The sequence below is a fragment of the Haladaptatus cibarius D43 genome (assembly GCF_000710615.1).
Classification (GTDB): Archaea; Halobacteriota; Halobacteria; order Halobacteriales; family Haladaptataceae; genus Haladaptatus; species Haladaptatus cibarius.
On the sequence record NZ_JDTH01000002.1, the window covers coordinates 407968 to 432936 of the forward strand.

The following is a 24969-nucleotide window of genomic DNA, read 5'->3' on the forward strand; positions in this document are numbered from 1 at the left end:
CACGTTCGGCGAGCGCGAACGAATGCTTTTAAGACCCGCTGTCGGCAACAGTTCGGCATGGCAATCAAACCCGACTACGTCAAGAAGACGGGCACCATCCTGTTGGAGCGATACCCGACCGCATTCACGAAGGATTTCGACCAGAACAAAGACAGCGTCGAAAAACTGACCAACATCGACTCGAAAGGCGTCCGGAACCGAATCGCTGGCTACGTCACCCGAAAGAAAGAATAATCCGTTCCGCGGCAAGCACCGACGCCGTCGAAAGCTACTTGCGAATCCTCTTGTAACCCACTCCATAATGAGTGTCAACGTTGGAATCCTCGGCGGCACCGGAGCGGTCGGACAGCGATTCATTCAACTCTTGGACGGTCATCCCGATTTCGAACTGGTAGCGGTTACGGCGAGCGACGAGAGCGCGGGGAAATCCTACCGCGAGGCCGCGAAGTGGCGCGTCGATTCCCCGATTCCGGACTGGGTCGGCGACATCGAAGTGCGCGAAACCGACCCGCAAGCGGTGCCGGACGACGTGGATTTGTTGTTTTCCTCGCTCCCCTCGGGCGTCGCGGAGGTCGTCGAACCGCAGTTCACCGAGGCTGGCTACGTCATCTCCTCTAACTCCTCTAACTCCCGAATGGCGGACGACGTTCCGCTCGTCATTCCGGAGGTCAACGGCGAGCATTTAGACCTCCTCGAAGTCCAGCAGGACGAGCGAGGCTGGGACGGCGCGCTCGTAAAGAACCCGAACTGTTCGACCATCACGATGGTGCCAACCCTCGCGGCGCTCGACCGATTCGGACTGGAGACGGTTCACGTTTCGACTTTGCAGGCCGTCTCCGGCGCGGGCTACGACGGCGTCACCTCGATGGAAATCATCGACAACGTCATTCCGCACATCGGCGGCGAGGAGTCGAAGATGGAAACCGAGTCGCAGAAACTTCTCGGGTCGTTCGACGGTGCCGAAATCGACCAGCACGACGTGGACGTTTCGGCCTCTTGCAACCGTGTCCCGACGCTCGACGGCCACTTGGAGAACGTCTGGGCCGAAACGGCGGAGGACATCGACACGGACGACGCACGCGATGCGTTCGCGGACGCACCGACGCTCGACCTTCCGAGCGCGCCCGACCCGCTCATCGAACTGTTCGAGAACCCCGACCGGCCGCAACCGCGACTCGACCGAACGCTCGGCGGCGGCATGCAAATCGCAGTTGGCGGACTTCAGGAAACGTCGGGTGGGCTTCAGTACAACTGCCTCGCGCACAATACGATTCGCGGGGCCGCCGGAGCGAGCCTCCTGAACGGCGAACTGCTGGTACGTGAAGGATGGGTCTGAAGACGCGATAGTGACAACACAGTAGAAGATTTATATATTACCAGCGAATAGGGTTTCGTACCGGGATTCACCGGATAAACCCATGAAACGAATACTTACAGTTCTCGTCCTCGCTTCGGTATTGGCAATCGCATATCGCGTTCGCGGCGGCAACAAAACGCCGGTCGATACCGACTACTGAACAGTATTTCAACTCGGCATCGACCGACGACGAAAACGACCGACTTCCGCCACGATACCGGATTTCTGTATTCGTGGTTGGAAGTCGCCTCCCGCGATTTCACCTTTTTTCGCGCGACGACACCGAGTAGCGGAGCAAAACCCCATCGTCGATTCGCTCGACGGATTGCAGTTCGAGGTTCGGGAATCGCTCGCGGATGGCGAATCCATCGCCATCCGCGAGCGTGGGGGCCTCGCGTCCGCCGAGTATTAGCGACCCGACGTACAGTCGCAGTTCGTCAACCAGTTCGTCGGCGAACAGGGAGAAGATAAGTTCGCCACCACCTTCGACCATCACCTGTTGGGTTCCGCGGGTTTCGAGTTCCGAAAAGGCATCTGGGAGCGAAACGCGGCCGTCACCTGCGACGACCACGTCTGCGCCCGCAGTCCGGAGATTGTGAATCTTCCCGTTCGGTGCCTGTTCGGAAACGAAGATGAGGGTGTCCGCGCGGTCGTCCAGCACTCGGGCATCGGTCGGCGTCCGGGCGCGCGAATCCGCGACGACGCGGAGCGGATTCGCGCCGCCGTCGGCAGTAAGTGATGGGTCGTCCGCGAGGACGGTTCCGACGCCGACGACGATTGCGTCGCTTTCGACCCGCAGGTCGTCCATCCGGTCGAAGTCGTCCGGGCCGCTGATTGTGACCTGTTCGCGTCGCCGCGAGGAGAGTTTTCCGTCGGCGCTCATCGCGGCGTTGACGACCACGTGCATGCTCCCGAATTGGCGTTCGGCGCGAAAACGACTTTCGATGCTATCAGGAACTTTATGCGCTTCCCCCCGAACGAATCGGACGATGGCTTCCCCGAAAATGTATCGAGCGTTTTTCGTCGCGCTTATTCTCCTCTCTTCGGCGACGGTGGGCTACGCCTACGCCACCTCCCCGGTTCGAGATTCGGTCGGCGAGTATCACGACCAATCGAACGTCCCGTTAGACCAACGCGAACAGGTCGCACCGCTAACCTCGGATTCGCCGCAAACGTCGGGCATCACTGTGGTCGCAGGACACGGCATGGACGGCGATGAATCCGCCCTCGTCGCCTTTGCGCGGAACGGAAGCGTGTTGTACCACGACGATAGCTACACCGGATACTTCGACGTTGACCCGGTTCCGAACGAGTCGATGACCGTGGAGTACACCGCGGAAAAGCCGCTGTCCGGCCCGCAGGCGACGGCCTGCGATGCGAAATGTACCGTCTCGTTCGTGGAACGAGTCAATCTCACGACGGGCGAGAGAACGCACGTTTTCTCGCGGGTCATCCCGCAGGACAGGGGCGCAAACTGGCACGACGTGGATAGAATCGACGATGAGAACGTCCTCATCGGCGATATCCACCAAGACCAGGTGTACGTCGTGAACACGACCACGAACATCACGTCGTGGCGCTGGGACGCGCAGGACGACTTCCCGATTACTGAGGGCGGGCCGTATCCGGTCGATTGGGCGCACCTGAACGACGTAGAACGACTTCCGGACGGGCGCTACATGGCCAGCCTCCGGAACCAAGACCAAGTCGTCTTCCTGAACGAGAGCGGCCTGATGGCGTCGTGGACGCTCGGTGAGGAGAACAATTACGACATCCTCAACGAACAGCACAATCCGGATTACATCCCCGAATCGCGCGGCGGCCCGGCAGTAATCGTCGCCGACTCGGTGAACGACCGCGTGGTGGAGTTCCAGCGCGAAGACGGCGAATGGGTACAGTCGTGGGAGTGGAACGATTCGGACACCGTCTGGACGCGCGACGCAGACCGACTGCCGAACGGCCACACGCTCGTCGCGGACACCAACGCGAACCGCGTGGTGGAAGTGAACCGGCAGGGCCAGATTATCTGGGAACTGCCGTTCTACTCGCCCTACGACGTTGAACGACTGGGAACCGGGGACGAGAGCGCGGGCGGGCCGAGTGCGACGCAGGCCGAACTTCGCACGGCAACCGACCCCGTCTCCGACCGCGGCATCTACGAGCGACTGGCCCACACACTCTTCTCGAAAAAGACCGTGAGCGGCATGTGGTTCGTCCTGCCGATGTGGGCCGGACTGGGAGAACTGGTCGCAGTGGCTATTGCAGCACTCGCACTACTCGTCTGGGGTGTCTTCGAACTCCGACAACTGAACCTAAAAATCGAAACGAAAATCCCGATTCGGGTGTCGCGGGAAACGAACGACGACGAACACTTTTAATCCATCCCGACCGAACTTCGGGTGATGAACGTGGACGAACATGCCGAGGCGCTTGCCTCCGACCTCGGCGTCGATAAAGAGGAGGTCAAAGCAGACCTGCAGAACCTCATCGAGTACAGCGTGCCGGTAGACGAAGCGAAGCAGAGCCTTCGCCGGAAGTACGGCGACGGGAGTTCGGGAAGTTCCGAACCGTCCTCTGCGGACATCGCGGAGGTGACGACCGACATGGGCAGTGTTACAGTGACCGCGAAGGTGCTCACCGTCGGTAAACGCTCGATTCGGTACCAAGGCAACGAACAGGCCATTTTCGAGGGCGAACTCGCCGACGAGAGCGGGAAAATCTCCTACACCGCGTGGACGGATTTCGACCTCTCGCCCGGCGAGGTCATCACCGCAGGCAACGCTGGCGTGCGCGAATGGGAAGGAAATCCCGAACTCAACCTTGGCGAAAGCACGAACGTCGCGCGCGAGGAAACAGACATCGACGTTTCCTACGACGTCGGCGGCGACTCGTCGCTCGCCGACGTGCGCCCCGGCGACCGCGGCGTCTCGCTCGGACTGACGGTGCTCGAAGTTGAGGACAAAGTCATCGACGGACGCGACGGCGAAACCGAAATCAAAAGTGGCGTCGTGGCGGACGAGACGGCCCGCCTCCCCTTCACCGACTGGGAGGCGCGCGCGGAACTCACGGAGGGTGCAACGGTTCGCGCCGACAACATCTACGTCCGCGAGTTCCGGGGCGTTCCGTCCATCAACTTCTCGGAGTTCACGACGGTCGAACCGCTCGCCCGCGACGTGGACGTAAACGACTCCGCGACGAAACTGCCCGTCCGCGAGGCGGTCGAAACCGGCGGCGCGTTCGACGTGGAAGTCATCGGCAACATCGTGGCGGTTCGTGACGGGTCGGGACTCATCCAACGCTGTCCGGAATGCGGCCGCGTCGTGCAGAAGGGCCAATGCCGAAGCCACGGCCAAGTTGATGGCGAGGACGACCTGCGCGTGAAAGCAATCGTGGACGACGGAACCGGAACCGTCACCGCGATTTTGGATGACGAACTCACCGCCGAGGTGTACGGCGGCGGCCTCGAACAGGCCCGCGAACAGGCCCGTGACGCGATGGACCAAGAGGTCGTCGCGGACACCATCCGCGAGAAAATCGTCGGCCACGAGTACCGCGTTCGGGGCAACCTCTCGGTAGACGATTACGGTGCGAACCTCGAAGCCAGCGAGTTCGCCGAAACCGACGACGACCCGGCAGTCCGTGCAAAAACCCTCCTCTCGGAGGTGGACGCATGAGTTCCCAAGGCGGTGCGGGCCGACGGGAAGTCGCGTGGCGCGTTTTCGCGGCGGAGTACAACGATTCGTCGCTCGAACACTCCGACAGCGACGAAGAGCGCGCGCCGAACTACGTCGTCACGCCGACCGGCGCGCGAATCAACCGACTGTTCGTCGTCGGCGTGCTGACCGAAATCGAGCAAGTCGGCGACGAAGTCCTTCGCGCCCGAATCGTTGACCCGACCGGCGGATTCGTCGTCTACGCCGGACAGTACCAACCGGACGCGCTGGCGTTCCTCGAACGCGCGTCCCCGCCCATGTTCGTCGCCGTGACGGGCAAGGCGCGGACGTTCCAACCGGACGACTCCGATTTGGTGTACACCTCCATCCGACCGGAGAGCATCAACACGGTTGACGCGGAAACCCGCGACCGCTGGTCGGTACAGACCGCGGAGCAGACCCTCGCTCGTGTTCGAACCTTCGCGCAAGCGTTGGACTCGGGCGAGCGAGGAGATGCCCTCCAGCAGGCACTCGAAGCGAACGGCGTGGATGACGGACTCGCAACAGGTGTTCCGCTGGCGCTCGACCACTACCACACGACGACGCCGTACCTCGCGGGATTGCAGGACGTGGCGCTCGACGCGGCTAGAGTCGTCGCGGACGAGAAAGACGAGGTGCGCGCGCTCGACGCGGAACCGGACGAACCGGGCGAGGCCGTCATCGACCTCGGCGCATCGCTCGACGTATCTGGATTGGAACCCGAAACGAGCGCAGAAGCGCCCGTTTCGGATTCGGAGTCGGACTCAGAGATTGACTCCGGAACGAAATCAACGGACACCGAACCGAGCGTTACGGTCACGTCCGACTCGGGAACCGTCAGCGACTCCGAGACGCAGGATGCTTCGACAGCCGACTCAGAAACAGAAGCAGGGCCGGACTCCGGCCCGGAAACGACCACGCCCCCGGCGGAGGCCCGCGAACCGGAACTGGGTGGCGAACCGACCGATTCCGAGCCGACCAGTTTCGAACCGTCCAGTTCCGAGACGGCGGAATCAGAACCAGAACCGGAACCGGATGCGCTCGAAAGCGAACCGGAACCCGAATCGTTCGATACGGACGGCGAAATCGATACGGACGAGTCGGAATCCGAATCGGATGACGGACTCGGGGATTTCGATTCGGGCGCGTCCGAATCGGCAGACAGTTCGGACAGCCCCGACGAATCGAGTGACTCCGACGAACTCGACGATTTCGACGAGCAACCCATGGGTGAGGACGTGAGCGGCGAGATGTACGAGTTCGAGGAGGGCGAACGCGAACGAATCGAGGAAGAGTTCGGTACCGACTTCTCTACTGGGTCAGAAATCGATTCGCCGGGAGAGGCGGACATCGAGACGCCAACGCCGGACGCTGAATCGGAGTCCGAATCGGACACCGAAATCGACACCGCCGCCGAACCCGCGGAGGCAACCGGGCCGGACGCTGGCGCAGGGCAACCGGCACAGACCGAAGCGACGGAACCCGAAGCAGGGCCGGACGAAATCGAAGAATCCGAACCCGAGGGTGCGTCCGAGGCAGACTCGGAGGCCGAATCCGACGCGTCGGATTCGGCGGGAGAGACTGATTCCAGCAAGGAAGTGCCCGGAAATCTCGAAAACACAGTCATGGAGCAGATGAAGGAGTTAAACGAAGGTGACGGCGTCGAACGCGAACACCTGCTCGCCGCGGTCGTAAACGCCTACGACGTAACGCCCGCAGAAGTCGAAGATGCGCTGAAGGACGCGCTGATGGCCGGGCGATGTTACGAATCCGGCGACGACACCCTGAAGCCAATCTGATGGCGCTGGTCGAACCGATTCCGGACGACCCCGCCGCGATTGCCGACCTCGGCGACGAGACGGCGCTCGTCGTGGCGGACTTCCACGCCGGAATCGAAGACCATCTGCGGCACGAGCAGGGTATCAACCTCGACAGTCGGGCGGGAAAGCGACGCGAGCAGATGTATGCCCTCATCGACCGCACCGACCCAGATAGAGTCGTCTTTCTCGGCGATTTGATGCAGTCCATTGCCGGGCCGGGGGGTGCCGAACGCGGCGAAATAGAGGTTCTGCTCGAATCCATCGACGTGCCGGTGACGCTCGTGAAGGGCAACCACGACGGAGATATCGAATCGTGGATAGATTGTGAGGTGACGCCGGGCGATGGTGTGCGGTTGGGGAACGTCGGATTCGCCCATGGGCACACGTGGCCATCGCGGGACGTGCTTTCGGCGGATGTGGTTTGCGTGGGGCACGAACATCCCTGCGTTCGATTAGAGGATTCGGTGGGAGGAAGTCGAGTAGAGCGCATTTGGTTGCGAGGGGGATTAGATTCGGAAGCGTTCGAAGAGAAAGTCGGTGGGGAGTTCGATGGCGAGCTAATCGTCTTCCCTGCGTTCAACGACCTGACCGGCGGAACGTGGGTGAACATCGAGGGACAGGGATTTCTCGCGCCGTTTCTTCCGGAGGGGTTGGCAAATGGTGAGGCCTATCTGCTGGATGGCGCGCGATTAGGGCGGTACGACACGATTTGAGGAGACAGAGATAGTCGGTTGAAATCTGCACCTCGGAAAGCCCCATGATGCTGTGACGCGCGAAGGCGAACCTCCACCGGAGGTTCGCCCGTGCGAGGTCTTCGTGAGCGACGAAGGAGCGAGCGAACGGCTCGTCAGAGCTTGCTCTGACGGTGGACGACTGAGGGAGCGATAGCGAGTGAGGGAGTCGGGTGGGGAGGTTGTGGGCGGTTGCGATTTCATTGGAGTCAGAAGTAGCTAGCAACATAGTCACGAAATCATGTCATATGCATCCTCCAAATCCCATCTTCTACCAGCCAACTCACAAAAACTCGCAACCACACGAAACGGGCAACGTGCTTAATTCGTCTGAGTCCCTACCCCGTAATCACGAATGAGCGACCAGCAGGCCGTGGGTTCTGCGGCCTTCGCGCGACTCGGGGACGAGGTTCGGTCGGCGCTCTCGGAACGCGGTTTTTCGACGCCGACCGAACCACAAAAACGCGCGATTCCGCCCCTCGCCGATGGAAATCACGGATTGGTTATCGCACCCACCGGGACTGGGAAGACCGAGACGGCGATGTTGCCCGTGCTGGATTCCATCGCACAGGCGAAGCCCCGATTCGGCATCTCGGCGCTCTACATCACGCCGCTTCGGGCGCTGAACCGCGACATGCGCGAGCGACTGGAATGGTGGGGCCAGACGCTCGACATCGACATCGACGTGCGCCACGGCGACACCACGGATTATCAACGTCAGAAACAGGCAAACAACCCGCCGGACGTGCTGGTGACGACGCCGGAAACCCTACAGGCGATGTTGACCGGGTCGAAACTGCGAGTCGCGCTCGAAGACGTTCACCACGTCGTCGTGGACGAGGTTCACGAACTCGCCAGCGCGAAACGGGGGGCGCAGTTGACCACCGGGTTGGAGCGCCTGCACGAACTGGCGGGGGATTTCCAGCGAATCGGCCTCTCTGCGACAGTCGGCGACCCGGCGGAAGTAGGCAAATTCCTCACCGGAAATCGAGGGTGTGAGATAATCGAAGTGGACGTTGGGAGCAAAGTCGAATTTCGGGTTCACGAACCCGAAATTCGGGAGGCGGACGAAGAGTTGGCTGGCGAGTTGATGACCAACCCGGACATCGCCAGCCACGTCCGGGCGATTCGGAACATCGTGGAAAACCACGATTCGACGCTGGTGTTCGTCAACACGCGCCAGACGGCAGAAGCGTTGGGGTCGCGGTTCAAGGAACTCGGCGCGAACATCGAAGTCCACCACGGAAGTCTTTCGAAGGAAGCCAGAATCGACGTGGAAGACCGTTTCAAAGCGGGCGAGATTGATGCATTGCTCTGTACGTCCTCGATGGAACTCGGCATCGACGTAGGGCGAATCGACCACGTCGTGCAGTACCAGAGTCCGCGGGAGGTCGCCCGCCTGCTTCAGCGCGTCGGACGGGCAGGACACCGAATGGACGAGGTGTCGGAAGGAACCATCATCACGTCACACCCCGACGACGCGCTGGAGTCGATGGCAATCGCTCGGCGAGCAATCGAAGGCGATGTGGAACCGGCGCACATCCATCATGCGAGTCTCGACACGGTTGCGAACCAAATCGTCGGATTGGTGATGGACTTCGGCGAAATCGACGCCCGCCGAGCCTACGAAATCGTCACCCGGGCGTATCCGTTCCGCAATCTGTCTGAAAACGAGTTCAAGGACGTGGTTCGGGAACTGAAGGGGAATCGGTTGGTGTGGCTGGACGAAGAGAAAGACCAAATCGAGAAGTCCGGCAAAACGTGGCAGTACTTCTACGCCAACCTCTCGATGATTCCCGACGAGGAAACCTTCGAAGTGTACGACATGGCCAGCGGGTCGCAGGTCGGCACTTTGGACGAGCGATTCGTCCTCAACTTCGCGGAACCGGGGGAGGTGTTCATCCAGCGCGGCGAGATGTGGCGCATCGCGGAAATCGACGAGGAAGAGAGTCGCGTCAACGTCTCGCCAATCGAAGACCCCGGCGGGGAAGTGCCGTCGTGGGTCGGCGAGGAAATTCCGGTTCCCTTCGACGTAGCCCAAGAAGTTGGCGAAATGCGAGCGGTGGCGGGGCCACAGTTCGAGCGCGGAGCGCCCCGAGAAGGGGTAGCGGCGGAGTTCACGAACCGCTATCCGACCGACCAACACACTGCGGAATCCGCACTGGACGGAATCGACCGACAGGCAGAAGCCGAGACACCGATTCCGACGGGCGACCGACTCGTCGTGGAGTACGCCGCCGGAAAAATCGTCGTCAATGCCTGCTTCGGCCACAAAGTGAACGAAACGCTCGGGCGCGTCCTCTCGTCCCTCGTCGGCCAGCGAACCGGGTCGTCGGTCGGGATGGAAATTGACCCCTACCGAATCGAGTTAGACGTTCCGGCGAACGTGGACGGTCGAGAGGTTATTTCGGTGTTCGAAGAAACAGACCCGGAACACGTCGGCCCGCTCATCGAACTTTCGCTCAAGCGGTCGGACACCCTCAAATTCACCCTTGCGCAGGTCGCCGCGAAATTCGGCTCCCTGAATCGCTGGGAGGGACAGGGACAGTTCTCGATGGGTCGTCTGCTCGGCGCGCTGGAAGCTACCCCCATGTACGACGAAGCAGTGAGAGAGGTGTTCCACGACGACCTCGAAGTCGGGAAAGCAGAGGAGATTCTGGAGCGGATTCGGTCGGGCGACATCGAAGTCGTCACCGTCGGCGGCAGAACCCCTGTCGGAAGCGGCGGACGCTCCTCCGGGCGGGAACTCCTCGCACCGGAAAACGCCGACGCCAGCGTCATCGAAACCGTTCGGGAGCGAATCCGCAACGACGAGATGCTCCTCTTTTGCTTGCACTGTCAGGACTGGCGGCGGAAGACGACGGTGAAGAAAATCGACGACCAACCTAAATGCATCCACTGCGGTTCGACGCGAATCGCCGCGCTCAATCCGTGGGCCGACGAGGTGCTCAAAGCGGTTCGGGCCGAGGAGAAAGACGACGAACAGGAGAAGATGACCAAACGTGCCTACAAATCCGCCAACCTCGTCCAGAGCCACGGAAAGCAGGCGATTATCGCGCTCGCGGCCCGCGGCGTCGGCCCGCAGAACGCCGCGCGAATCATCGCCAAACTGCGCGAAAACGAGGACGACTTCTATCGAGATATTCTCTCGAAGGAGCGCCAGTACGCCCGGACGCAGGCGTTTTGGGACTGATTTTCCCGATTCGCCGGAAGCCAACCAACTAAGCCCACTTCCCGAAAAATCTCTTCCATGACACACCTCCTAACCGGCTACGAACCGTTCGGCGACCACGACGAAAACCCGAGCGCGATGGTCGCCCGAGAACTCGACGGCGAGCAAGTTGCGGGGCACGAAATTTCGAGTCACGTCCTCCCCGTCGAGTTCGACAGAACCGCAGGCGAGATGCAGAGCCTCATCAAAACTCACGACCCGACTGCAATCGTCGCAACCGGCCTCGCGGCAGGACGTGCGGGAATCAGCGTCGAACGCATCGGTATCAACGTCAACGACTGCGGAAGCACGCCCGACAACGCCGACGCGGAACCGCGAAATGAACGCATTCGACCGGACAATCAGGCGGGCTACTTCGCCACGCTTCCCATCGTTTCGGTTGTCGAGGAATTGCTCGAGCGCGGGATTCCAGCACACGTCTCGAACACCGCCGGAACCCACCTCTGCAACAATATTCTCTACTCGACGCGGGCGTATCTGGAAGCCAAAAAATTGAATATTCCGATGGGATTCGTCCACCTCCCCTGCACGCCCGGCATGGCCGCACAGCAAGTCCACGACGGGAACGGAACCAGTGGTGCTTCCGTACAACCGAGTTTGTCGCTTTCGATGCAAGCCGAGGCGATTCGACGGACGTTCAAAGTAACTGTGAATGGCTGACTACTCTGCTTCGTAGGCCACGCTCGTCACCGTTCCTTCGACTGGCGGTGCGTTCTGAATCTTCTCGGCGACGACGTGGGGTAGGTCGTCAAGGTCGTTGAGTTCGATTTGCGCGATAACGTCGTATTCGCCCGTGACGACGTGCGCCGAGGTCACCTCCTCGATTTCGGCGACTTCGCGCGCGGCGTGCAGGACGGATGTCGATTCGGCGCTGATGTGAACGAATGCATCAGTCATGCTAACATGCGACATACAATGGCGAGAGTGGTAGTTTTTGCGGCAGAATGTTTCTCCGCAGTTAATCAGAGATAGAAGACTTATTCCGGTTCGTCCCGACGCAGGGGTATGGACTGGGCGAGTACGCTCTCTGCAATTTCCGAGAAAGACCTGTCCCGACGACAGGTACTTTCCGCGTTCGGTGGGGGTGGCGTCGTACTCGGCGGGGCGAAAGCGGCGGACAACGTGTTGATTGGCTACGGCGTTCTCGTCGGCACGAATCTGCACGACCAAGACCTTTCTGCGGTTGCAGGCGAGCGACTCGAACCGTCTCCATTCGAAACGACCGTATCAGGTCACGAAATTCAGCTCAAAGAGAATAAAATCAGGGTACAAGACGGAGATAGTTGGCAGGAAATTCCGCTGTCGGCATCCGCCGCGGCGGATGCCGACCAGTTGGACATCGAATTTGAACTCGCCGGGCAACCACTCCGGCAGTTGGTCAGCGACCTCTCGGCAATCGAAGCCGACGAGTATCGGTTCGAATTTCTCGGTTACGAGGATTTCTTCCGACGAGTTCGCGGTACGGAGACTCGACCGTTCACCGTCGAAGCACTCCGTGGCGACCGATACCAGCACGTCGAGCCGTCGGTAATCGTATCGTTCTCCGGGGCGTCGCCGGAACAGCCAAAAGCGGTCTTGGAGGGACTCGTCGACGGATTCCGAGACGAGACGTACTACGACATTCCGCGCTATCTCGCGGGGTCAGTCGAAGATAACATCCTCTTCGGGTCGGTTGACCTGCGGAAACATTTCCGAACCCCGACGGAGTACGACGCGATGAAGGCCGGAGAAACCGCAGGGATGTTCTGCTACGAATTTACGTGGCGGTCAGTCGAAGCACTCCACTCGGTTCCCGCACACCAACAGGACGTTCCAATTGCGGGCACGAAAGTGTTCGACGAACGCCACAAACACGTCTACACGGGCGTCGCCAGTGCATTCGAAGAGGCTGGAGAGTTGGTCATCCCGATGACGTTCGTGGACTACACGCACAGCACGCTGTACGACGATTTACGACTCAGATGGTTGCTCGGCGAAGGAATGGAAGGATACGACAAACGGCATCGCGCGACCGACATCTACTGGCAACCTTAACCGTTGTACCGGCGTTTCGGCCCGAAATAATACTAAAATAGAAGACTTATATTAGCCGGAACAAATTCGCGTCCATGGACACAGCTGCGACCGTGGCGAGCCTCCGCGCTCGGGGTCGCACCGCGCTCGCGCGTCGAATCGGAATCGACGCGCGGGCGCTCGCCGCCTTTCGAATCAGTCTCGGGCTCCTCTTACTCATCGACTTGCTGCTCCGGTCGCGTAATCTCGTCGCGTTCTACACCAACGCCGGGGTGTATCCTCGGTCGGTTCTCGGAGTGCAGTACCCCAGTATGTCACAGCTTTCGATTCACACTTTCTCGGGAGCAACGTGGTTTCAGGTTCTCCTGTTCGTCGCTGCTGGCATGTTCGCGGTGTCACTGCTCTTCGGCTACTGGACGCGGCTTTCGACGGTCGTTTCGTTCGTCCTTCTCGTGTCGCTCCAGTTCCGAAATCCGACCCTCCTGAACTCGGGCGACTCTCTCCTTTGGCGACTGCTCTTGTGGAGTATCTTCTTACCGCTGGGCGAACGCTGGTCGCTCGATTCCCGCCACGACGACGGGCACGAGCGGCGCGTCGTGAGCTTCGCGTCCGCCGGGTTGCTGGTGCAAGTGGTGATCGTCTACACTGCAAACGCCCTGTTCAAACTCCGCGGCGACATGTGGACGGATGGCGTCGCGGTGCAGTACGTGTTGAGCCTTCACAGTTACACCACTTCGTTCGGGGATTTCCTCGCTCAGTTCCCTGCCCTCCTCCGGCTATTCGATGCGCTTTGGCTCGCACTGATCATCTCGTCGGTGCTGTTGCTCCTCCTGACCGGGTGGGCGCGGGCCGCGTTCGTATCACTGTTCGTGGCGATGCATTTCGGGATGTTGCTGACCCTCCACCTCAGCATCTTCCCGTTGGTTTCCATCGTCGCCCTGATTCCGTTCTTCCCGAGCGTCGTCTGGGACGCCGCGGAGCGGGTAACCGACCCGTTCGCGGAAGCGCTCGACGGCAATCGCTGGCGAGCGAAATTCGAGCGGGCAGTGTCGCCCGCTCGAATTTCGCCGACGATTCCAGCAACCGTTTCCCGAGGGGCGAGGCGAATCGCCACGCTCGTTGCGGCGTGTCTCCTCGTGACTGTTCTCGTCTGGAACGCCGCGACGCTCGGCTACGTCCAAACGCCGGAGCAGGTGAACGACGTTGCCGACCCGGCGGAACACCGATGGAGCATGTTCGCTCCCGAACCGTGGGGCGTCGATAGCTGGTACGTCGTCCCCGGGACGCTCGAATCGGGGCGACAGGTCGATGCGTTTCACGACTCCGACGTTCGCTGGAGTCGGCCCACGGATGCGAGTTTGGGCTATCCGACCCACCGATGGTACAAATATCTCCTCGACGTTCAAAGCCCACAGAACGAACGGCTTCGACCGCACTTTACCGACTACGTCTGTAACCGCTGGAACAGCAACCACGAGGACGATCTCACCAACGTCTCCGTCTACTACGTGCGCCAACCGACGACCCTCGATGGGCCGGAACCGACGGAGCGAGTAAAACTGACGACCGGGCCGTGTCCGTAATTCTCACGACTTACGTCATCGTCGGTTGCACGAACTCACGTGCCACGTCGAAGTGACGTGCTTCGATGACGATTTCGTCCGCGCGCTCGTTCGCTTCTTCCGGACTCCACTCGTCGGCGGCCTCCCGAATCGCCCGCATTGAAGCGTTTCTGACGAGAGCCTCCAAATCCGCACCCGTGTAGCCCTGCAGTTCTTCCGCAAGGGCATCCAAATCCACGTCGTCGGAAAGCGGTTTGTCGCCAGCGTGAACCGAGAGAATCTTGCGCCGTCCTTTCTCGTCCGGCGCTGGTACCTCGATGTGGGATTCGATTCGACCGGGACGCAGCAGGGCCGGGTCGATGGCGTCCCGGCGGTTGGTCGCCGCGAGGACGACGAGATTCGGGTTTTCGGTCAGACCGTCGATTTCGGTCAGCAGTTGGGAGACGACGCGCTCCGTGACTTCGTGTGATTCGCCGCGTTGGCTTGCGAGCGCGTCGATTTCGTCGAAGAACACGATTGCCGGGGAGGCCTGTCTAGCTCTGTCGAACACCTCCCGGACGGATTTCTCACTCTCGCCGACGTACCTGTCGAGGAGTTCCGGCCCGGCAACCTGCACGAAGTTCACGTCGCTTTCGCCCGCCAAAGCTCGCGCGAGGAGCGTTTTCCCGGTTCCGGGCGGGCCGTAGAGGAGAACGCCACTCGGTGGTTCCGTCTTTGTCGCTTCGAACAGATTGGCGTACGAGAGCGGCCACTCCACCGCTTCGATGAGCGTCTGCTTTGCTTCGTCAAGGCCGCCAACGTCCTCGAACGAGATTTCCGGGGCTTCCGCGACGAACTCCCGCATGGCGGACGGTTCGACGCTGGCCATCGCGGTGTTGAAATCCTCGCGGGTGACTTCGACCGAAAGAAGTTCTTCGTCGTCCGAACCCTCGTCTCTCGCTCGGCGGAGCGCGGCCATCGCCGCCTCCGTGACGAGCGCGTGGAGGTCGGCCCCGACGAAACCGTGAGTAGTGGCCGCGAGTCGTTCGACGGATACGTCGCCCGTGAGCGGCATGCCGCGAGTGTGGACTTCGAGGATTTCGCGGCGGCCCGCTTCGTCCGGGGCACCGATTTCGATTTCGCGGTCGAATCGACCACCGCGACGGAGCGCGGGGTCGATTGCGTCAACGCGGTTCGTCGCGCCGATGACGACGATTTCGCCGCGCGATTCGAGGCCGTCCATCAGCGAGAGCATCTGTGCGACCAACCGATTCTCCATGTCGCTTTCGTCGTCGCGCTTCCCGCCGAGGCTGTCCACTTCGTCGAAGAAGATGATGGCTGGGGCGTTTTCGCTCGCCTCGTTGAAGATTTCGCGGAGGCGTTCTTCGCTCTCGCCCTTGTACTTGCTCATCACTTCCGGGCCGGAGACGGAGACGAAATGCGCGTTGACCTCGTTCGCCACCGCCTTTGCAATGAGGGTTTTCCCGGTTCCGGGCGGGCCGTAGAGCAGGACGCCTTTCGGCGGGTCGATACCCAGTCGGCGGAACAGCGCTGGGTTCGACAGCGGCAGCTCGACCATCTCCCGAACGCGGCGGAGTTCCTCGTCCATGCCGCCGATGTCCTCGTAGGTCGCCCCTGTGACCTCCGTCGTGTCAGTCACTTCGCTCGATTCGTCGGAGGTGGTCGGAATCACGGAGTCCGCGAGTTTCGACAGGGAGACGTTTACCTCGGTGTCGGTCGTCACGCGGACGGTTCCGCCGGGGTCGGTTTTCGAGACGACGAACAGGCCCGCATCGCCCAATCGTTCGATTCGTGCGCGTTCCCCGGCGCTGACCGGTCTATCCAGTAGTTCGCGTTTCGTCGCGGATTCTAAGGTGTCCACGTCGTCGAGCGAGAAGTTCGCCTTCGGAACGACGGTTATCGACTCGGCGTCGGAGATGGTGATGGGCCGAACTGATACCTTGTCGCCAATTTTGACGCCCGCATTGGCGCGGGTTTCGGCGTCGATCTGCACCGTGTTTTTGGGAACCGTACTCGCGGCGGGCCACACCTTGACAACTGTCGTTTGACCGCCTTCGAGGGCGATAGTGTCGCCGCTCAGGACGCCGAGTTGTTTTCGTGCGCCATCCGTAATTCGGGCGATACCCCGCCCGCCGTCTCGCTTTTCCGCGCCCCTGACGGTGAGAGAAACCGTCGGTTTTTCAGTCATATCGCTTACTCGTCGCCCGACCATCTTCAGGGTTTCCCGCAGAAACGCATTTGTCCGATGGTGACCTGGCTTCAATTATGGTGTCCCAAACCCAGCGCGACGACCTGACATGGTACCGATGTGAGGAGTGCGGGTTGTTGTTCGACGACCGAGGAGATGCCAAACAGCACGAAACGAACTGCGACGCGGAAGACCCATCCTACATTCAGTAGGTGGTTCGACTAACCGATTATTTTCGATTCGCGCAGGCAGAGTATTGAAAGGGGTTGCCGTCGTTTACGTTCTATGGGATACGACACGACTATCGGCTGGTCGCTGTTCACGTCAGGCGTCGTCACGCTCCTCCTGAAATGGCTCCCCTACGATTCGCTCTACTGGGGTATCGGCCTCCTCCTGGTGGGATTCCTGATAATGACACGGCGACTCTTCTAACGAAGAGAATTGAGCAACTGATGAACACTCGTTTCACGCCGTTTCACCGGTACAAATCGTATTTTTAGATTCACTCTAAATCTAATTTTGTTAAATCTAATGAACATATTCATACTCCTGCTCGGAAAGTAAAACACGAATGGCCGACCACCGCACCCAATTTCTCAAGGCGTCGTGGGTCAACGTCATCACGAACGTCCTCAAAATCGTGGTAGAGGGCGGACTCGGACTGGCGTTCGGAAGCCTCGCGCTCGTGGCCGACGCCGCCCATTCCGTCGCCGACCTGCTGGCCAGTGCGGTGGTGCTGATTTGGGGCCGCCTCTCGTTCGAAGGCCCGGACGAAAATCACCCACACGGACACGAGCGCGTCGAACCTCTCACCGCCCTGTTCGTCGGCGGAATGCTCGTGCTCCTCGGTCTGCAACTGCTCGCTGACGCGTGGCAAACGATTCAATCTTCGCCCGAATCACACTACAGCATCTACCTCGTGGCGGCGCTCGCGTTCGCTTTCGCCGACCGCTACTTCTGTTACTGGTACACGAAGCACGTCAATCGGGAAGTTCAGTCGCCCGGCCTGTCGGCACTGGTCGCCGACAGCAGAAACGACCTCTACACGACCGGCGCGGCGGTCGTGGGCGTGGCGGGAATGGCGGGTGGGTTTCCCATCCTCGACCCGATTGCGGGCGGATTGGTTAGCCTGCTTGTCATCCACCAAGGTATCGAAGTCGCGCGCGAGAACGTCGATTACCTCATCGACTCAGCCGCCCCGGAACACGTCCGCGAGGAACTACGGGACGAGATTCGAACTCACGACGACGTTCACGGGGTGCACGATTTTACGGTGTACCACGCCGGAACCGTCTACGAAGTCGAGTTTCACGCCGAAGTGTCCGCAGACCACAGTTTCGTCGAAGCGCACGACATCGAGACGGATTTGAGAAACACGCTCCTGTCACGGGACGACGTCGGCGACGTTCACATCCACTTAGACCCGGCAGGAATGGGTGAGTGGAAGGATGCCGAGGAAAAGAGAGTGTCGTCGTCCGCGAACTGACTTTTAACGGGGCAACGGGGATTTTACGCGATTACGAGCAGGGTAGACATCCCGAACAGCAGGAGTCCAATCCCGTAGAACACCGACCACGCGCCGGCGTGGTCGCGGTTCGGCGGGTCGAACACGTCGTTTGACCCCGCCGAACCGAGGGCGGTTGCCGCCCCGGCAGGAGTACCACTGCGTATGACGCCTGCACCGTCTCCTCCACTCGCCGCGCGACCGAGGAGGAGCATACCCGTGGCGACGGCAGCTAAAAGCACGTAGCCGCGGATGGAGGGCGGAAGCACGTACCCGACTGCGACAGTCCCGCCACCGAGCAGAATCGTGTATCGTCCGACGTTTCGAGCGAGGAAATTCCAATCCATACATTCTATTGCGCATCAATCGTTAAATGTTTTCTCCAAAACTGAAAATAAGTACATTCACCTATTTTTCACAGGGGGAATTATTGTGCGACCGTTCGGTAGGCAACACGGCCGATAACCGCGATTCCGAGAAGAACGGAGACGACGCCGGAGAGGAACAGCAAGACGAGGAGTAAAAAGCCCCAATTCAGGTAGTTCAATGGCGTCGTGAAAATGTAGCGAAGCACGCTCAAATTCGCCGACGTGATACCCAACAAACCGAGCAGTATCGCTCCGTTTCCGAGTGCTAATTGAGTCAGAGTGTTCTTCATTCGGAACAGTTTCGATAAATACCAAAAATAGATTCCGTATCGTTACTGGTTCAGTTCGACAAATTTAGGCGGCGGTGGCACAATTTTCCCACGAATGCCGCCAATCGAAACCTATCTGACTGCAATCGTCGTCCTCCTCACGCTCATCGCCGCGCTGTTAGTCGGTGTCGTCGTCAGCCTCGGTGCAGGCGCGATGGTGAGTTCCTCTTTAGTGCTGGTTCTGCTTGGAATCATCTTCATGACGATTCACGCAGAACGAAATTCAGCCTAACTCCGCCCGCTCGCGGTGTTCGTCCGCCAACCGCTCCGCGTGTTCGCGCGACTGGCAGGCTTCCCAGCGAACCTGTTCGGCCCTGCTGTAGGTCAACTCGGTTTTCAGTTCGTCGCGGAGGACGCCGCTGCCGATTGTTTTTATCTCGCCGCCGGAACCGAGTTCGTACATCCCCCAGCGCTCCGGGGCTTGTCCAACCGTCGCCCTGTCGAGGGACTGCCAGCGCTTTTTCAGGGGCATTTCACTCCTCGTTCACGAACTCGAACGAGCGTTCTCCCAGTTCGTCCTCTTCGAAGACGAAGACGCGCCCACGAGCGATTTCCGGGTCTGCCTCGATTTCGACGGCGTGGCCGTCCGAGCGAACCGTCACGCCGGGGAACAGTTCCTCTTCCTCGCCGGGTTCGATGATGATTCGGCCGACGCCGGTCGATTCGAGGATTTCGTCGTGCGTATCCCGGTCGTTGACGTAGGTCATGACGCCTTCCGTCTCGGTCGGGTCGGTGACGAGCACTTGGATGAGTTTGCCGGGTTGGGTTCTAAGGGTGTCCTGCACCTTCTTCGGAACGCCGTTGTAGAACGCTTCTCGGCCGTCAGTGTATTCGACGACGATACCGTCCTTCGTGAGTTCGACGCCGAGTGTGTCGGGGGAAATGTCGCTCCGGACGCTCATACTCCGCATTTGGGTAGGGACGGGGAAAAGACCCGCGTTCCGCGATACATCTCGTCACCGATACGCCTCGACACCATCATCCAGTTCGAAACCGGCCACGGGAATCAAATAATTGGAACGGGTACTGCCGACTAATGGAAACTGCCGTAATAGCCATGCGACTGGTCGCCGGACTGTTGTTGATTCTGGCGAACGGATTTTTCGTCGCCATCGAGTTTGCCCTTACCCGTGTTCGCCAGTATCCGGAATCGGAGTTCGACACTCCCGGACTGCGGCGAGCGTGGGAGATGACAGACAACCTCGAACTGTATCTCACCAGTTGTCAGGTCGGAATCACCGCGTCCAGTATCGCGGTCGGTATCGTCGCCGAACCGGCACTGGCAGCCATATTCGAACCACTATTCGGAAATACGGCTCTCGCGTCAGTCGGCGCAGGGGCACTTATCGCGTTTCTAATTATCAATCTCCTCCACCTGACACACGGAGAACAGACGCCGACATATCTCGGCGTGGAACGCACGAAGTTCGTCTGCCGGTACGGAGCGACCCCGCTGTACTGGTTCTACCGCGCCATCGCACCGATAATCACGCTCGGTGACGGGGTGGCGAAATGGACTCTGCGACTGTTCGGCGTCGAAATCACCGGCGCGTGGAAAGACGCCGAAACCGACGCCATCGAATCACGCGCTGACCTTCGGAACAAACTCGGCGACGTGCTAGAACAGGGCGACCTCGCGGACGAACGATACCAGGAAGTGATGAACACCCTCAAGATCGGTGAAATACCGATTCGAGACATCATGATTCCGAGCGAGAACATCGTTTCGCTCTCGACGGAAGACTCCCTCGAAGAAAACCTCGAACGCGTGAAAGACAGCAAACTTACGCGATTCCCGCTCGTCGGGGAATCGCTCTCCGACTACCACGGAAACATCTACATGCCAGCGCTGTATCGTGCCGACGAGGAACTCAAATCGGGCGAAACCACGCTCGAAGAAGTCGCGCATCCGCAGATGACGATTGCCGCCGACACGACCATCAGCGACGCACTCGACCTGTTTCAGGTGCAAAATCAGGAACTCGCGCTGGTGATGGAAGACGGCGAAGTCGTCGGCCTCGTGACCGCAACCGACGCGCTGGAGGAAGTCATCGGCGAGTTGAGCGACCCCATTGACGAACAAACCGACGAACAGGCCGAACCGACGGCGACCTAGGCCGTCACGAATTGCGCCTACCGCCACCCTGAAGCGGACACCCTGCGAAGCGCGGCCATGAACGGACGCGCCACAGCACCCGCCGCCGGAACCGTGCTCAACGCACTCGCCACGGGCGTCGGGTCGGCGTTCGCCATCGACGCCGACACGACCGCCGAGGTTTCGCTGGACGACTCGGGAGAAATCCGCGGCGAAATCGCGGACGCACCGGACGCCGATACGCGACTCATCGAACGCTGTGTCGAACTGGTTCTCGAATCCGCCGACAAGGATTCGTCCAAGGACGGAGATTCGTCATTGGGCGCGACGGTTCGCACCGAAAGCGACGTTCCGATGGCCTCCGGCCTGAAGAGTTCGAGCGCCGCCGCGAACGCCACCGTGATGGCGACCCTGTCCGCGCTGGATGTGGAGATTGAGCGAGAGGGCGCGGAGGGAGGACAGGAAGACGCAGAAATGACCCGCGAAGACGCCTGCCGACTCGGTATGCAGGCCGCCCGCGATGTCGGTGTGACTGCCACTGGGGCGTTCGACGACGCCAGCGCGAGCATGCTCGGGGGTGTGACGGTCACCGACAACAACCGCGACGAACTGCTTTCTCGGGAGGAAGTGTCGTGGGACGTGCTGGTCTACACTCCGCCGGAAAAAGCGTTTTCGGCGGATGCAGATGTCGAACGCTGTCAGCGAATCGCACCGATGGCCGAACTGGTGGCTGACCTCGCGCTCGACGGCGACTACGGACGGGCGATGACCGTCAACGGATTCGCGTTCTGCGGCGCGCTCGGTTTTTCGACCGGCCCACTGCTTTCTGCTCTGCCGGATGTCGATGGCGTTTCGCTGTCCGGTACTGGCCCGAGTTACGTCGCCGTCGGGGGACGGGAGGTTTTAGAGGGAGTACAAGAAAGGTGGGACTCACTGGAGGGCACTACGTGGCTAACGACGACGCAAACAGACGGGACCCGAACGATATGAGCCTCGCGGAACTCCGCGACGAGATAGAGTCCATCGACCGCGAAATCGTGGAACTCATCGCCAGACGGACCTACGTCGCGGAGACGGTGGCGCAAGTGAAATCCATCGAGGACATCCCAACGACGGACGAAGGACAAGAACAGAAAGTGATGGACAGAGCGGGCGAAAACGCCCAACGGTTCGACGTTGATTCGAATTTGGTGAAAGCGGTTTTCAGGCTTCTCATCGAGTTGAACAAGGTAGAGCAGCGAGAAAGTCGATAACTACTCTCAGCAATTCGTCTCTGTCCTGTGCTCACAACTACCTGAAAAACCGATAGTAGGAGTCTCGTTCGGATTTCCATCCGATAATTACCACTGCATTACTACGTTCCCCCGATTGGAAACGGAGAGAGTGATTTACCCGCATTCCTGTTCGTGTTCGTCTTTGCACCGTTCTACATCGCCGGATACGGACTGCTCGCCGGAGGTGAGTACTGGCTACGAACGCGCGACGTGTCGCTCCCCTTCTTGAGTGCGTAATTGAATGGAGAGGTCAGCATTTACCTCGATGCATCGCGCTTCTTTTTGCCGCGACGAAGCGCCCACAGCGTGATGACGAGGCCTTCGATTCTTGCAACCGTGTACACCCACGGTTTCACTTCGACGTCCGAACCGTTTTGAATCGAATGTTTCATTCCCCAATCCACGACTTTTCGTGGAAAAAGGAACTCGAAGACGCCGAACGCCAGCAACAGCAGTCGAATGGGCATAGGAAACAGTTGGATTTCTACCAGAATAACGGTTCGGTCGCAGGACTATTGTTTACCAGTTTCGTACTGCTCACACTGTCTCCGTCTCTACCTGCGATTCGACCGACCCCGCTTCGTCACCCCGAACGATGGCGTAGCCGCCGAGAACGAACAGAATGCCCCACAGCAAAAATGCGACATCCCACAGGAGGACGGAACCGGGGCCTGCTGGCCACACGTGGTGAATCCCGAGCAGATGGTGGTTGACGAGTCCTTCGCCGAGATTGAACAGTCCCCACCCGGAAATCACCGACCCGAGCAGTGTCCGGCCAGACCGCGGAACTGCGGGTCGTCGCCACGCACGCCAAAGGAGGACGACACCGAGAACAGTGAAGGTGTACGTTCCGACGTGAAAGAAGCCGTCGGCCATCATGTTCAACCGCAAATCGTTCGCAATGCCGGGGTCGTGATGGGAGCTAAGCATGTGGTGCCATTGGAGGATTTGGTGGATGACGATACCGTCGAAAAAGCCACCCAGTCCCAGTCCGAGAAAAACGCCAGCCTGAACGAGAGGCTTTGCGCGTTCTCGAAGACCCAGCCACGTCCCGTCGTGGTCACTCATAGTTGGATTCCACGCGAAAAATGCAAAAGCGTCGTGCCTGCTAGTGCCACGAAACGTTCGGGAAAGCTGTCGGGGCAGTCAGTACTCCCAGAGCCGCCGAATCCGCGAGTCGATTTCCGAATGTTCTTCTCGAAGCTTCTCTACGGCAATTTCGCCGTTGACGTTGACGACGTGGACTTCCCCGCGGCGCTCCCCGTACACGTCTTGGAAGTCGTAGACGACGCCGACAATATCGACTCCCGAGGGGATTTCGTCGCTCTCGATGAGGAACTCGATTTGTCTATCGACGTTGTACTCCACGAGTCGATTGATGGCTTCAGTTCGGCTCACATCAGAGGGAAGCGATTCGACGCCCGATTCGAGACGCGGTTTCAGCAGTGACAGACAGTGCTCGATACCAGCGGATTCGGAGAGACCCTCGGTCAAATCGTCGTAGGTCGCCGTCACAGCTCCACAGCCCGTATGCCCCACGACGACGATGGTATCCGTCCCCGTGTGCTCGACTGGATACAGAACGTCACCGGAAACGGCTTCGCCGGAATCGGTTCGTTGGACGACCCGGTTTCCGATGTTGCCGCAGGTGAAGATGTGCCCCGGTTGGTCGTTCCCCCACATATGATCTTGGAGGACGCGGGAGTCCGAACAGCAGACGGTGACCACGCTCGGTCGTTGGGAGTCCTGTACGTCGTCGAATCGGGACTGAAACTCGTCTGCGTGTTCAGAATTGTGCTTCAACAGTTCGATGACCGTCTCGTGCATAGTTGAATAGAATCGCGCCATCAAATATGTTACTTGGTGTTTCGTGATGACGCGGGGAGACAGCGGAATGGAAAACCACTTGTAACGACAGAAAGGGTTAGCAACGAAAGATATTTTGCTGTACTGTCAGTTGTCACCGGAAAATGGCGTTTCCGAATCTCCCCGAAAAATTTGACGCAAAAGCGCTCGTGACGCCGCAGGAGCACTCTGATTACAGACAATCGAAAACCGATTCGGAGGTGGAAACACCGCCGGAAGCGGTTATCCTCTGTTACAGTCGCGGACTGATGGATTACTTCGTGGAAACCTACGAAGGCGAGGAGATAGGCCACTACTACGGAACCCTCTACGTTTTCGACGACACCGAGCGCTCCGTTGGCGTCCTCGGACAGTTCGGAATCGGCGCGCCGACGACTGCGATGTTGATGGACGAACTGATCGCCGACGGCGTCGAAGCGTTTCTCTCGATAGGCATCGCGGGCAGTTTGGACGCCGAAATCGAGATGGGCGAGTTCGTCGTCTGCGACAAAGCTATCCGCGACGAAGGAACGTCACACCACTACGTCGAATCGAAAAAGTACGCACACGCCAGCGAATCGCTCACTGCGCAAACCACGGAACTGCTGCGTGACCGCGGCGAATCGTTTCACGTCGGTTCCTCGTGGACCACAGATGCGATGTATCGAGAAACGAAGGTCGAACGATACGCCGAGGAGGGGGGTTCTCACCGTGGAGATGGAAGCGGCCGCGGTGTTCGCGGTTGCGAACCACCGTGACGTGAAAGCGGCGTCGATGTTCGTCATCAGCGACTATCTCGGCCTATCGGAGTGGGAACCGAAGTTTCACATGACGAGAGAAGATATGCATCGACTCGGAGACACAGCCAAGAACGTGCTGTTGGCCTCCGTAAACAGGAAGTAACGAACCAATATCTTGCGTGATTGTAGATGATGATGGAATTTTTGCAACATGTACGA

General features: G+C 59.8%; 27 protein-coding genes and 1 pseudogene. 18 read left to right on the forward strand and 10 right to left on the reverse strand.

Translation table 11 applies throughout. From position 1 onward, the window contains the following. Positions 1 to 57: 57 nt before the first annotated feature. Together HL45_RS07360 and asd are read left to right on the forward strand one after the other, a co-directional pair. Entirely contained in the window at positions 58 to 234 is a 177-nt protein-coding gene (locus HL45_RS07360; protein ID WP_049970478.1) for a 30S ribosomal protein S17e, read from the forward strand. 67 nt (positions 235 to 301) lie between these two features. After that, complete coding sequence (gene asd, locus HL45_RS07365) at positions 302 to 1336, forward strand: aspartate-semialdehyde dehydrogenase (RefSeq protein ID WP_049970479.1); 1035 nt, start codon at positions 302 to 304, stop codon at positions 1334 to 1336. A 280-nt stretch (positions 1337 to 1616) separates the two neighbouring features. On the opposite strand, the gene HL45_RS07370 is transcribed toward asd, so the two are convergent. Continuing rightward, positions 1617 to 2264, reverse strand: coding sequence for a 2,5-diamino-6-(ribosylamino)-4(3H)-pyrimidinone 5'-phosphate reductase (locus HL45_RS07370; protein ID WP_049970480.1), 648 nt, complete (start codon positions 2262 to 2264; stop codon positions 1617 to 1619). A gap of 82 nt (positions 2265 to 2346) precedes the next feature. Between HL45_RS07370 and HL45_RS07375 the strand changes: the two genes are divergently transcribed. The 6 genes from HL45_RS07375 to HL45_RS07400 all read left to right on the forward strand — a co-directional run bounded on the left by HL45_RS07375 (position 2347) and on the right by HL45_RS07400 (position 11492). Continuing rightward, entirely contained in the window at positions 2347 to 3735 is a 1389-nt protein-coding gene (locus tag HL45_RS07375) for an arylsulfotransferase family protein (RefSeq protein ID WP_049970481.1), read from the forward strand. Between the two features lie 24 nt (positions 3736 to 3759). Further along, complete coding sequence (locus HL45_RS07380; protein WP_049970482.1) at positions 3760 to 5031, forward strand: Single-stranded DNA binding protein; 1272 nt, start codon at positions 3760 to 3762, stop codon at positions 5029 to 5031. Continuing rightward, a complete protein-coding gene (locus HL45_RS07385) occupies positions 5028 to 6848 on the forward strand; it encodes a hypothetical protein (RefSeq protein ID WP_049970483.1) in 1821 nt (606 codons plus the stop codon). The genes HL45_RS07380 and HL45_RS07385 overlap by 4 nt, the downstream gene beginning before the upstream one ends. Further along, positions 6848 to 7582: a metallophosphoesterase gene (locus HL45_RS07390; RefSeq protein WP_049970484.1), complete on the forward strand. Its 735-nt coding sequence runs from the start codon at positions 6848 to 6850 to the stop codon at positions 7580 to 7582. The genes HL45_RS07385 and HL45_RS07390 overlap by 1 nt, the downstream gene beginning before the upstream one ends. Before the next feature lie 373 nt (positions 7583 to 7955). After that, complete coding sequence (locus tag HL45_RS07395) at positions 7956 to 10793, forward strand: DEAD/DEAH box helicase (RefSeq protein ID WP_049970485.1); 2838 nt, start codon at positions 7956 to 7958, stop codon at positions 10791 to 10793. 57 nt (positions 10794 to 10850) lie between these two features. Beyond that, entirely contained in the window at positions 10851 to 11492 is a 642-nt protein-coding gene (locus HL45_RS07400; RefSeq protein WP_049970486.1) for a pyroglutamyl-peptidase I family protein, read from the forward strand. On the opposite strand, the gene HL45_RS07405 is transcribed toward HL45_RS07400, so the two are convergent. Beyond that, positions 11493 to 11729, reverse strand: a complete 237-nt coding sequence (locus HL45_RS07405) for an Lrp/AsnC family transcriptional regulator (RefSeq protein WP_049970487.1) — start codon at positions 11727 to 11729, stop codon at positions 11493 to 11495. 108 nt (positions 11730 to 11837) lie between these two features. Here HL45_RS07405 and HL45_RS07410 point away from each other — a divergent pair, with 108 nt between their 5' ends. Together HL45_RS07410 and HL45_RS07415 are read left to right on the forward strand one after the other, a co-directional pair. Continuing rightward, a complete protein-coding gene (locus HL45_RS07410) occupies positions 11838 to 12866 on the forward strand; it encodes a hypothetical protein (RefSeq protein WP_049970488.1) in 1029 nt (342 codons plus the stop codon). Positions 12867 to 12940: 74 nt separating this feature from the next. Continuing rightward, entirely contained in the window at positions 12941 to 14428 is a 1488-nt protein-coding gene (locus HL45_RS07415) for an HTTM domain-containing protein (RefSeq protein ID WP_084156824.1), read from the forward strand. 10 nt (positions 14429 to 14438) lie between these two features. Here the strand turns inward: HL45_RS07415 and HL45_RS07420 are convergent, their stop codons facing one another. After that, positions 14439 to 16595, reverse strand: coding sequence for a CDC48 family AAA ATPase (locus tag HL45_RS07420; protein WP_049971946.1), 2157 nt, complete (start codon positions 16593 to 16595; stop codon positions 14439 to 14441). A 77-nt stretch (positions 16596 to 16672) separates the two neighbouring features. Here HL45_RS07420 and HL45_RS21795 point away from each other — a divergent pair, with 77 nt between their 5' ends. The 3 genes from HL45_RS21795 to HL45_RS07430 all read left to right on the forward strand — a co-directional run bounded on the left by HL45_RS21795 (position 16673) and on the right by HL45_RS07430 (position 18081). Further along, the gene (locus tag HL45_RS21795) at positions 16673 to 16807 is read left to right on the forward strand and encodes a DUF7128 family protein (protein WP_049970489.1); all 135 of its coding nucleotides are present in this window, start codon (positions 16673 to 16675) and stop codon (positions 16805 to 16807) included. A gap of 73 nt (positions 16808 to 16880) precedes the next feature. After that, entirely contained in the window at positions 16881 to 17027 is a 147-nt protein-coding gene (locus HL45_RS21170; RefSeq protein WP_162833860.1) for a hypothetical protein, read from the forward strand. 139 nt (positions 17028 to 17166) lie between these two features. After that, a complete protein-coding gene (locus HL45_RS07430) occupies positions 17167 to 18081 on the forward strand; it encodes a cation diffusion facilitator family transporter (RefSeq protein WP_049970490.1) in 915 nt (304 codons plus the stop codon). Between the two features lie 23 nt (positions 18082 to 18104). On the opposite strand, the gene HL45_RS07435 is transcribed toward HL45_RS07430, so the two are convergent. Together HL45_RS07435 and HL45_RS07440 are read right to left on the reverse strand one after the other, a co-directional pair. Further along, positions 18105 to 18446, reverse strand: a complete 342-nt coding sequence (locus HL45_RS07435) for a hypothetical protein (protein ID WP_049970491.1) — start codon at positions 18444 to 18446, stop codon at positions 18105 to 18107. 80 nt (positions 18447 to 18526) lie between these two features. After that, a complete protein-coding gene (locus HL45_RS07440) occupies positions 18527 to 18757 on the reverse strand; it encodes a hypothetical protein (RefSeq protein ID WP_049970492.1) in 231 nt (76 codons plus the stop codon). A gap of 94 nt (positions 18758 to 18851) precedes the next feature. Between HL45_RS07440 and HL45_RS20785 the strand changes: the two genes are divergently transcribed. Then, a complete protein-coding gene (locus HL45_RS20785; RefSeq protein WP_158413676.1) occupies positions 18852 to 19028 on the forward strand; it encodes a hypothetical protein in 177 nt (58 codons plus the stop codon). On the opposite strand, the gene HL45_RS07445 is transcribed toward HL45_RS20785, so the two are convergent. Beyond that, a complete protein-coding gene (locus HL45_RS07445) occupies positions 19020 to 19268 on the reverse strand; it encodes a DUF7508 domain-containing protein (protein ID WP_049970493.1) in 249 nt (82 codons plus the stop codon). The two genes, HL45_RS20785 and HL45_RS07445, sit on opposite strands and share 9 nt — an antisense overlap. Position 19269: 1 nt before the next feature. After that, positions 19270 to 19698, reverse strand: coding sequence for a DUF5796 family protein (locus HL45_RS07450; protein ID WP_049970494.1), 429 nt, complete (start codon positions 19696 to 19698; stop codon positions 19270 to 19272). Between the two features lie 134 nt (positions 19699 to 19832). On the opposite strand from HL45_RS07450, the gene HL45_RS07455 reads away from it, so the two are divergent. Genes HL45_RS07455 through HL45_RS07465 form a run of 3 tightly spaced genes read left to right on the forward strand, consistent with a single transcriptional unit; the run spans position 19833 to position 22144 of the window. Next, positions 19833 to 20912 carry a CNNM domain-containing protein gene (locus HL45_RS07455; protein WP_049970495.1) on the forward strand — a complete coding sequence of 360 codons (1080 nt, stop codon included), beginning with the start codon at positions 19833 to 19835 and terminating at the stop codon, positions 20910 to 20912. A 57-nt stretch (positions 20913 to 20969) separates the two neighbouring features. Further along, a complete protein-coding gene (locus HL45_RS07460; RefSeq protein ID WP_049970496.1) occupies positions 20970 to 21881 on the forward strand; it encodes a shikimate kinase in 912 nt (303 codons plus the stop codon). Next, a complete protein-coding gene (locus tag HL45_RS07465) occupies positions 21878 to 22144 on the forward strand; it encodes a chorismate mutase (protein ID WP_049970497.1) in 267 nt (88 codons plus the stop codon). The genes HL45_RS07460 and HL45_RS07465 overlap by 4 nt, the downstream gene beginning before the upstream one ends. Before the next feature lie 278 nt (positions 22145 to 22422). Here the strand turns inward: HL45_RS07465 and HL45_RS07470 are convergent, their stop codons facing one another. The 3 genes from HL45_RS07470 to HL45_RS07480 all read right to left on the reverse strand — a co-directional run bounded on the left by HL45_RS07470 (position 22423) and on the right by HL45_RS07480 (position 23992). After that, positions 22423 to 22632 carry a hypothetical protein gene (locus HL45_RS07470; RefSeq protein ID WP_049970498.1) on the reverse strand — a complete coding sequence of 70 codons (210 nt, stop codon included), beginning with the start codon at positions 22630 to 22632 and terminating at the stop codon, positions 22423 to 22425. 70 nt (positions 22633 to 22702) lie between these two features. After that, entirely contained in the window at positions 22703 to 23233 is a 531-nt protein-coding gene (locus tag HL45_RS07475) for a DUF2243 domain-containing protein (RefSeq protein ID WP_049970499.1), read from the reverse strand. Positions 23234 to 23311: 78 nt separating this feature from the next. Continuing rightward, positions 23312 to 23992 carry a carbonic anhydrase gene (locus tag HL45_RS07480; RefSeq protein WP_049970500.1) on the reverse strand — a complete coding sequence of 227 codons (681 nt, stop codon included), beginning with the start codon at positions 23990 to 23992 and terminating at the stop codon, positions 23312 to 23314. A 287-nt stretch (positions 23993 to 24279) separates the two neighbouring features. On the opposite strand from HL45_RS07480, the pseudogene HL45_RS07485 reads away from it, so the two are divergent. After that, positions 24280 to 24913, forward strand: a pseudogene (locus HL45_RS07485) (nucleoside phosphorylase). Positions 24914 to 24969 lie beyond the last annotated feature (56 nt).

Coding starts and splice junctions, on each gene's coding strand:
- HL45_RS07360 (WP_049970478.1), top strand. CDS start 58: ATGGCAATCAAACCCGACTACGTCAAGAAGACGGGCACCATCCTGTTG.
- asd (WP_049970479.1), top strand. CDS start 302: ATGAGTGTCAACGTTGGAATCCTCGGCGGCACCGGAGCGGTCGGACAG.
- HL45_RS07370 (WP_049970480.1), bottom strand. CDS start 2,264: ATGCACGTGGTCGTCAACGCCGCGATGAGCGCCGACGGAAAACTCTCC.
- HL45_RS07375 (WP_049970481.1), top strand. CDS start 2,347: ATGGCTTCCCCGAAAATGTATCGAGCGTTTTTCGTCGCGCTTATTCTC.
- HL45_RS07380 (WP_049970482.1), top strand. CDS start 3,760: ATGAACGTGGACGAACATGCCGAGGCGCTTGCCTCCGACCTCGGCGTC.
- HL45_RS07385 (WP_049970483.1), top strand. CDS start 5,028: ATGAGTTCCCAAGGCGGTGCGGGCCGACGGGAAGTCGCGTGGCGCGTT.
- HL45_RS07390 (WP_049970484.1), top strand. CDS start 6,848: ATGGCGCTGGTCGAACCGATTCCGGACGACCCCGCCGCGATTGCCGAC.
- HL45_RS07395 (WP_049970485.1), top strand. CDS start 7,956: ATGAGCGACCAGCAGGCCGTGGGTTCTGCGGCCTTCGCGCGACTCGGG.
- HL45_RS07400 (WP_049970486.1), top strand. CDS start 10,851: ATGACACACCTCCTAACCGGCTACGAACCGTTCGGCGACCACGACGAA.
- HL45_RS07405 (WP_049970487.1), bottom strand. CDS start 11,729: ATGACTGATGCATTCGTTCACATCAGCGCCGAATCGACATCCGTCCTG.
- HL45_RS07410 (WP_049970488.1), top strand. CDS start 11,838: ATGGACTGGGCGAGTACGCTCTCTGCAATTTCCGAGAAAGACCTGTCC.
- HL45_RS07415 (WP_084156824.1), top strand. CDS start 12,941: ATGGACACAGCTGCGACCGTGGCGAGCCTCCGCGCTCGGGGTCGCACC.
- HL45_RS07420 (WP_049971946.1), bottom strand. CDS start 16,595: ATGACTGAAAAACCGACGGTTTCTCTCACCGTCAGGGGCGCGGAAAAG.
- HL45_RS21795 (WP_049970489.1), top strand. CDS start 16,673: ATGGTGTCCCAAACCCAGCGCGACGACCTGACATGGTACCGATGTGAG.
- HL45_RS21170 (WP_162833860.1), top strand. CDS start 16,881: ATGGGATACGACACGACTATCGGCTGGTCGCTGTTCACGTCAGGCGTC.
- HL45_RS07430 (WP_049970490.1), top strand. CDS start 17,167: ATGGCCGACCACCGCACCCAATTTCTCAAGGCGTCGTGGGTCAACGTC.
- HL45_RS07435 (WP_049970491.1), bottom strand. CDS start 18,446: ATGGATTGGAATTTCCTCGCTCGAAACGTCGGACGATACACGATTCTG.
- HL45_RS07440 (WP_049970492.1), bottom strand. CDS start 18,757: ATGAAGAACACTCTGACTCAATTAGCACTCGGAAACGGAGCGATACTG.
- HL45_RS20785 (WP_158413676.1), top strand. CDS start 18,852: ATGCCGCCAATCGAAACCTATCTGACTGCAATCGTCGTCCTCCTCACG.
- HL45_RS07445 (WP_049970493.1), bottom strand. CDS start 19,268: ATGCCCCTGAAAAAGCGCTGGCAGTCCCTCGACAGGGCGACGGTTGGA.
- HL45_RS07450 (WP_049970494.1), bottom strand. CDS start 19,698: ATGAGCGTCCGGAGCGACATTTCCCCCGACACACTCGGCGTCGAACTC.
- HL45_RS07455 (WP_049970495.1), top strand. CDS start 19,833: ATGGAAACTGCCGTAATAGCCATGCGACTGGTCGCCGGACTGTTGTTG.
- HL45_RS07460 (WP_049970496.1), top strand. CDS start 20,970: ATGAACGGACGCGCCACAGCACCCGCCGCCGGAACCGTGCTCAACGCA.
- HL45_RS07465 (WP_049970497.1), top strand. CDS start 21,878: ATGAGCCTCGCGGAACTCCGCGACGAGATAGAGTCCATCGACCGCGAA.
- HL45_RS07470 (WP_049970498.1), bottom strand. CDS start 22,632: ATGCCCATTCGACTGCTGTTGCTGGCGTTCGGCGTCTTCGAGTTCCTT.
- HL45_RS07475 (WP_049970499.1), bottom strand. CDS start 23,233: ATGAGTGACCACGACGGGACGTGGCTGGGTCTTCGAGAACGCGCAAAG.
- HL45_RS07480 (WP_049970500.1), bottom strand. CDS start 23,992: ATGCACGAGACGGTCATCGAACTGTTGAAGCACAATTCTGAACACGCA.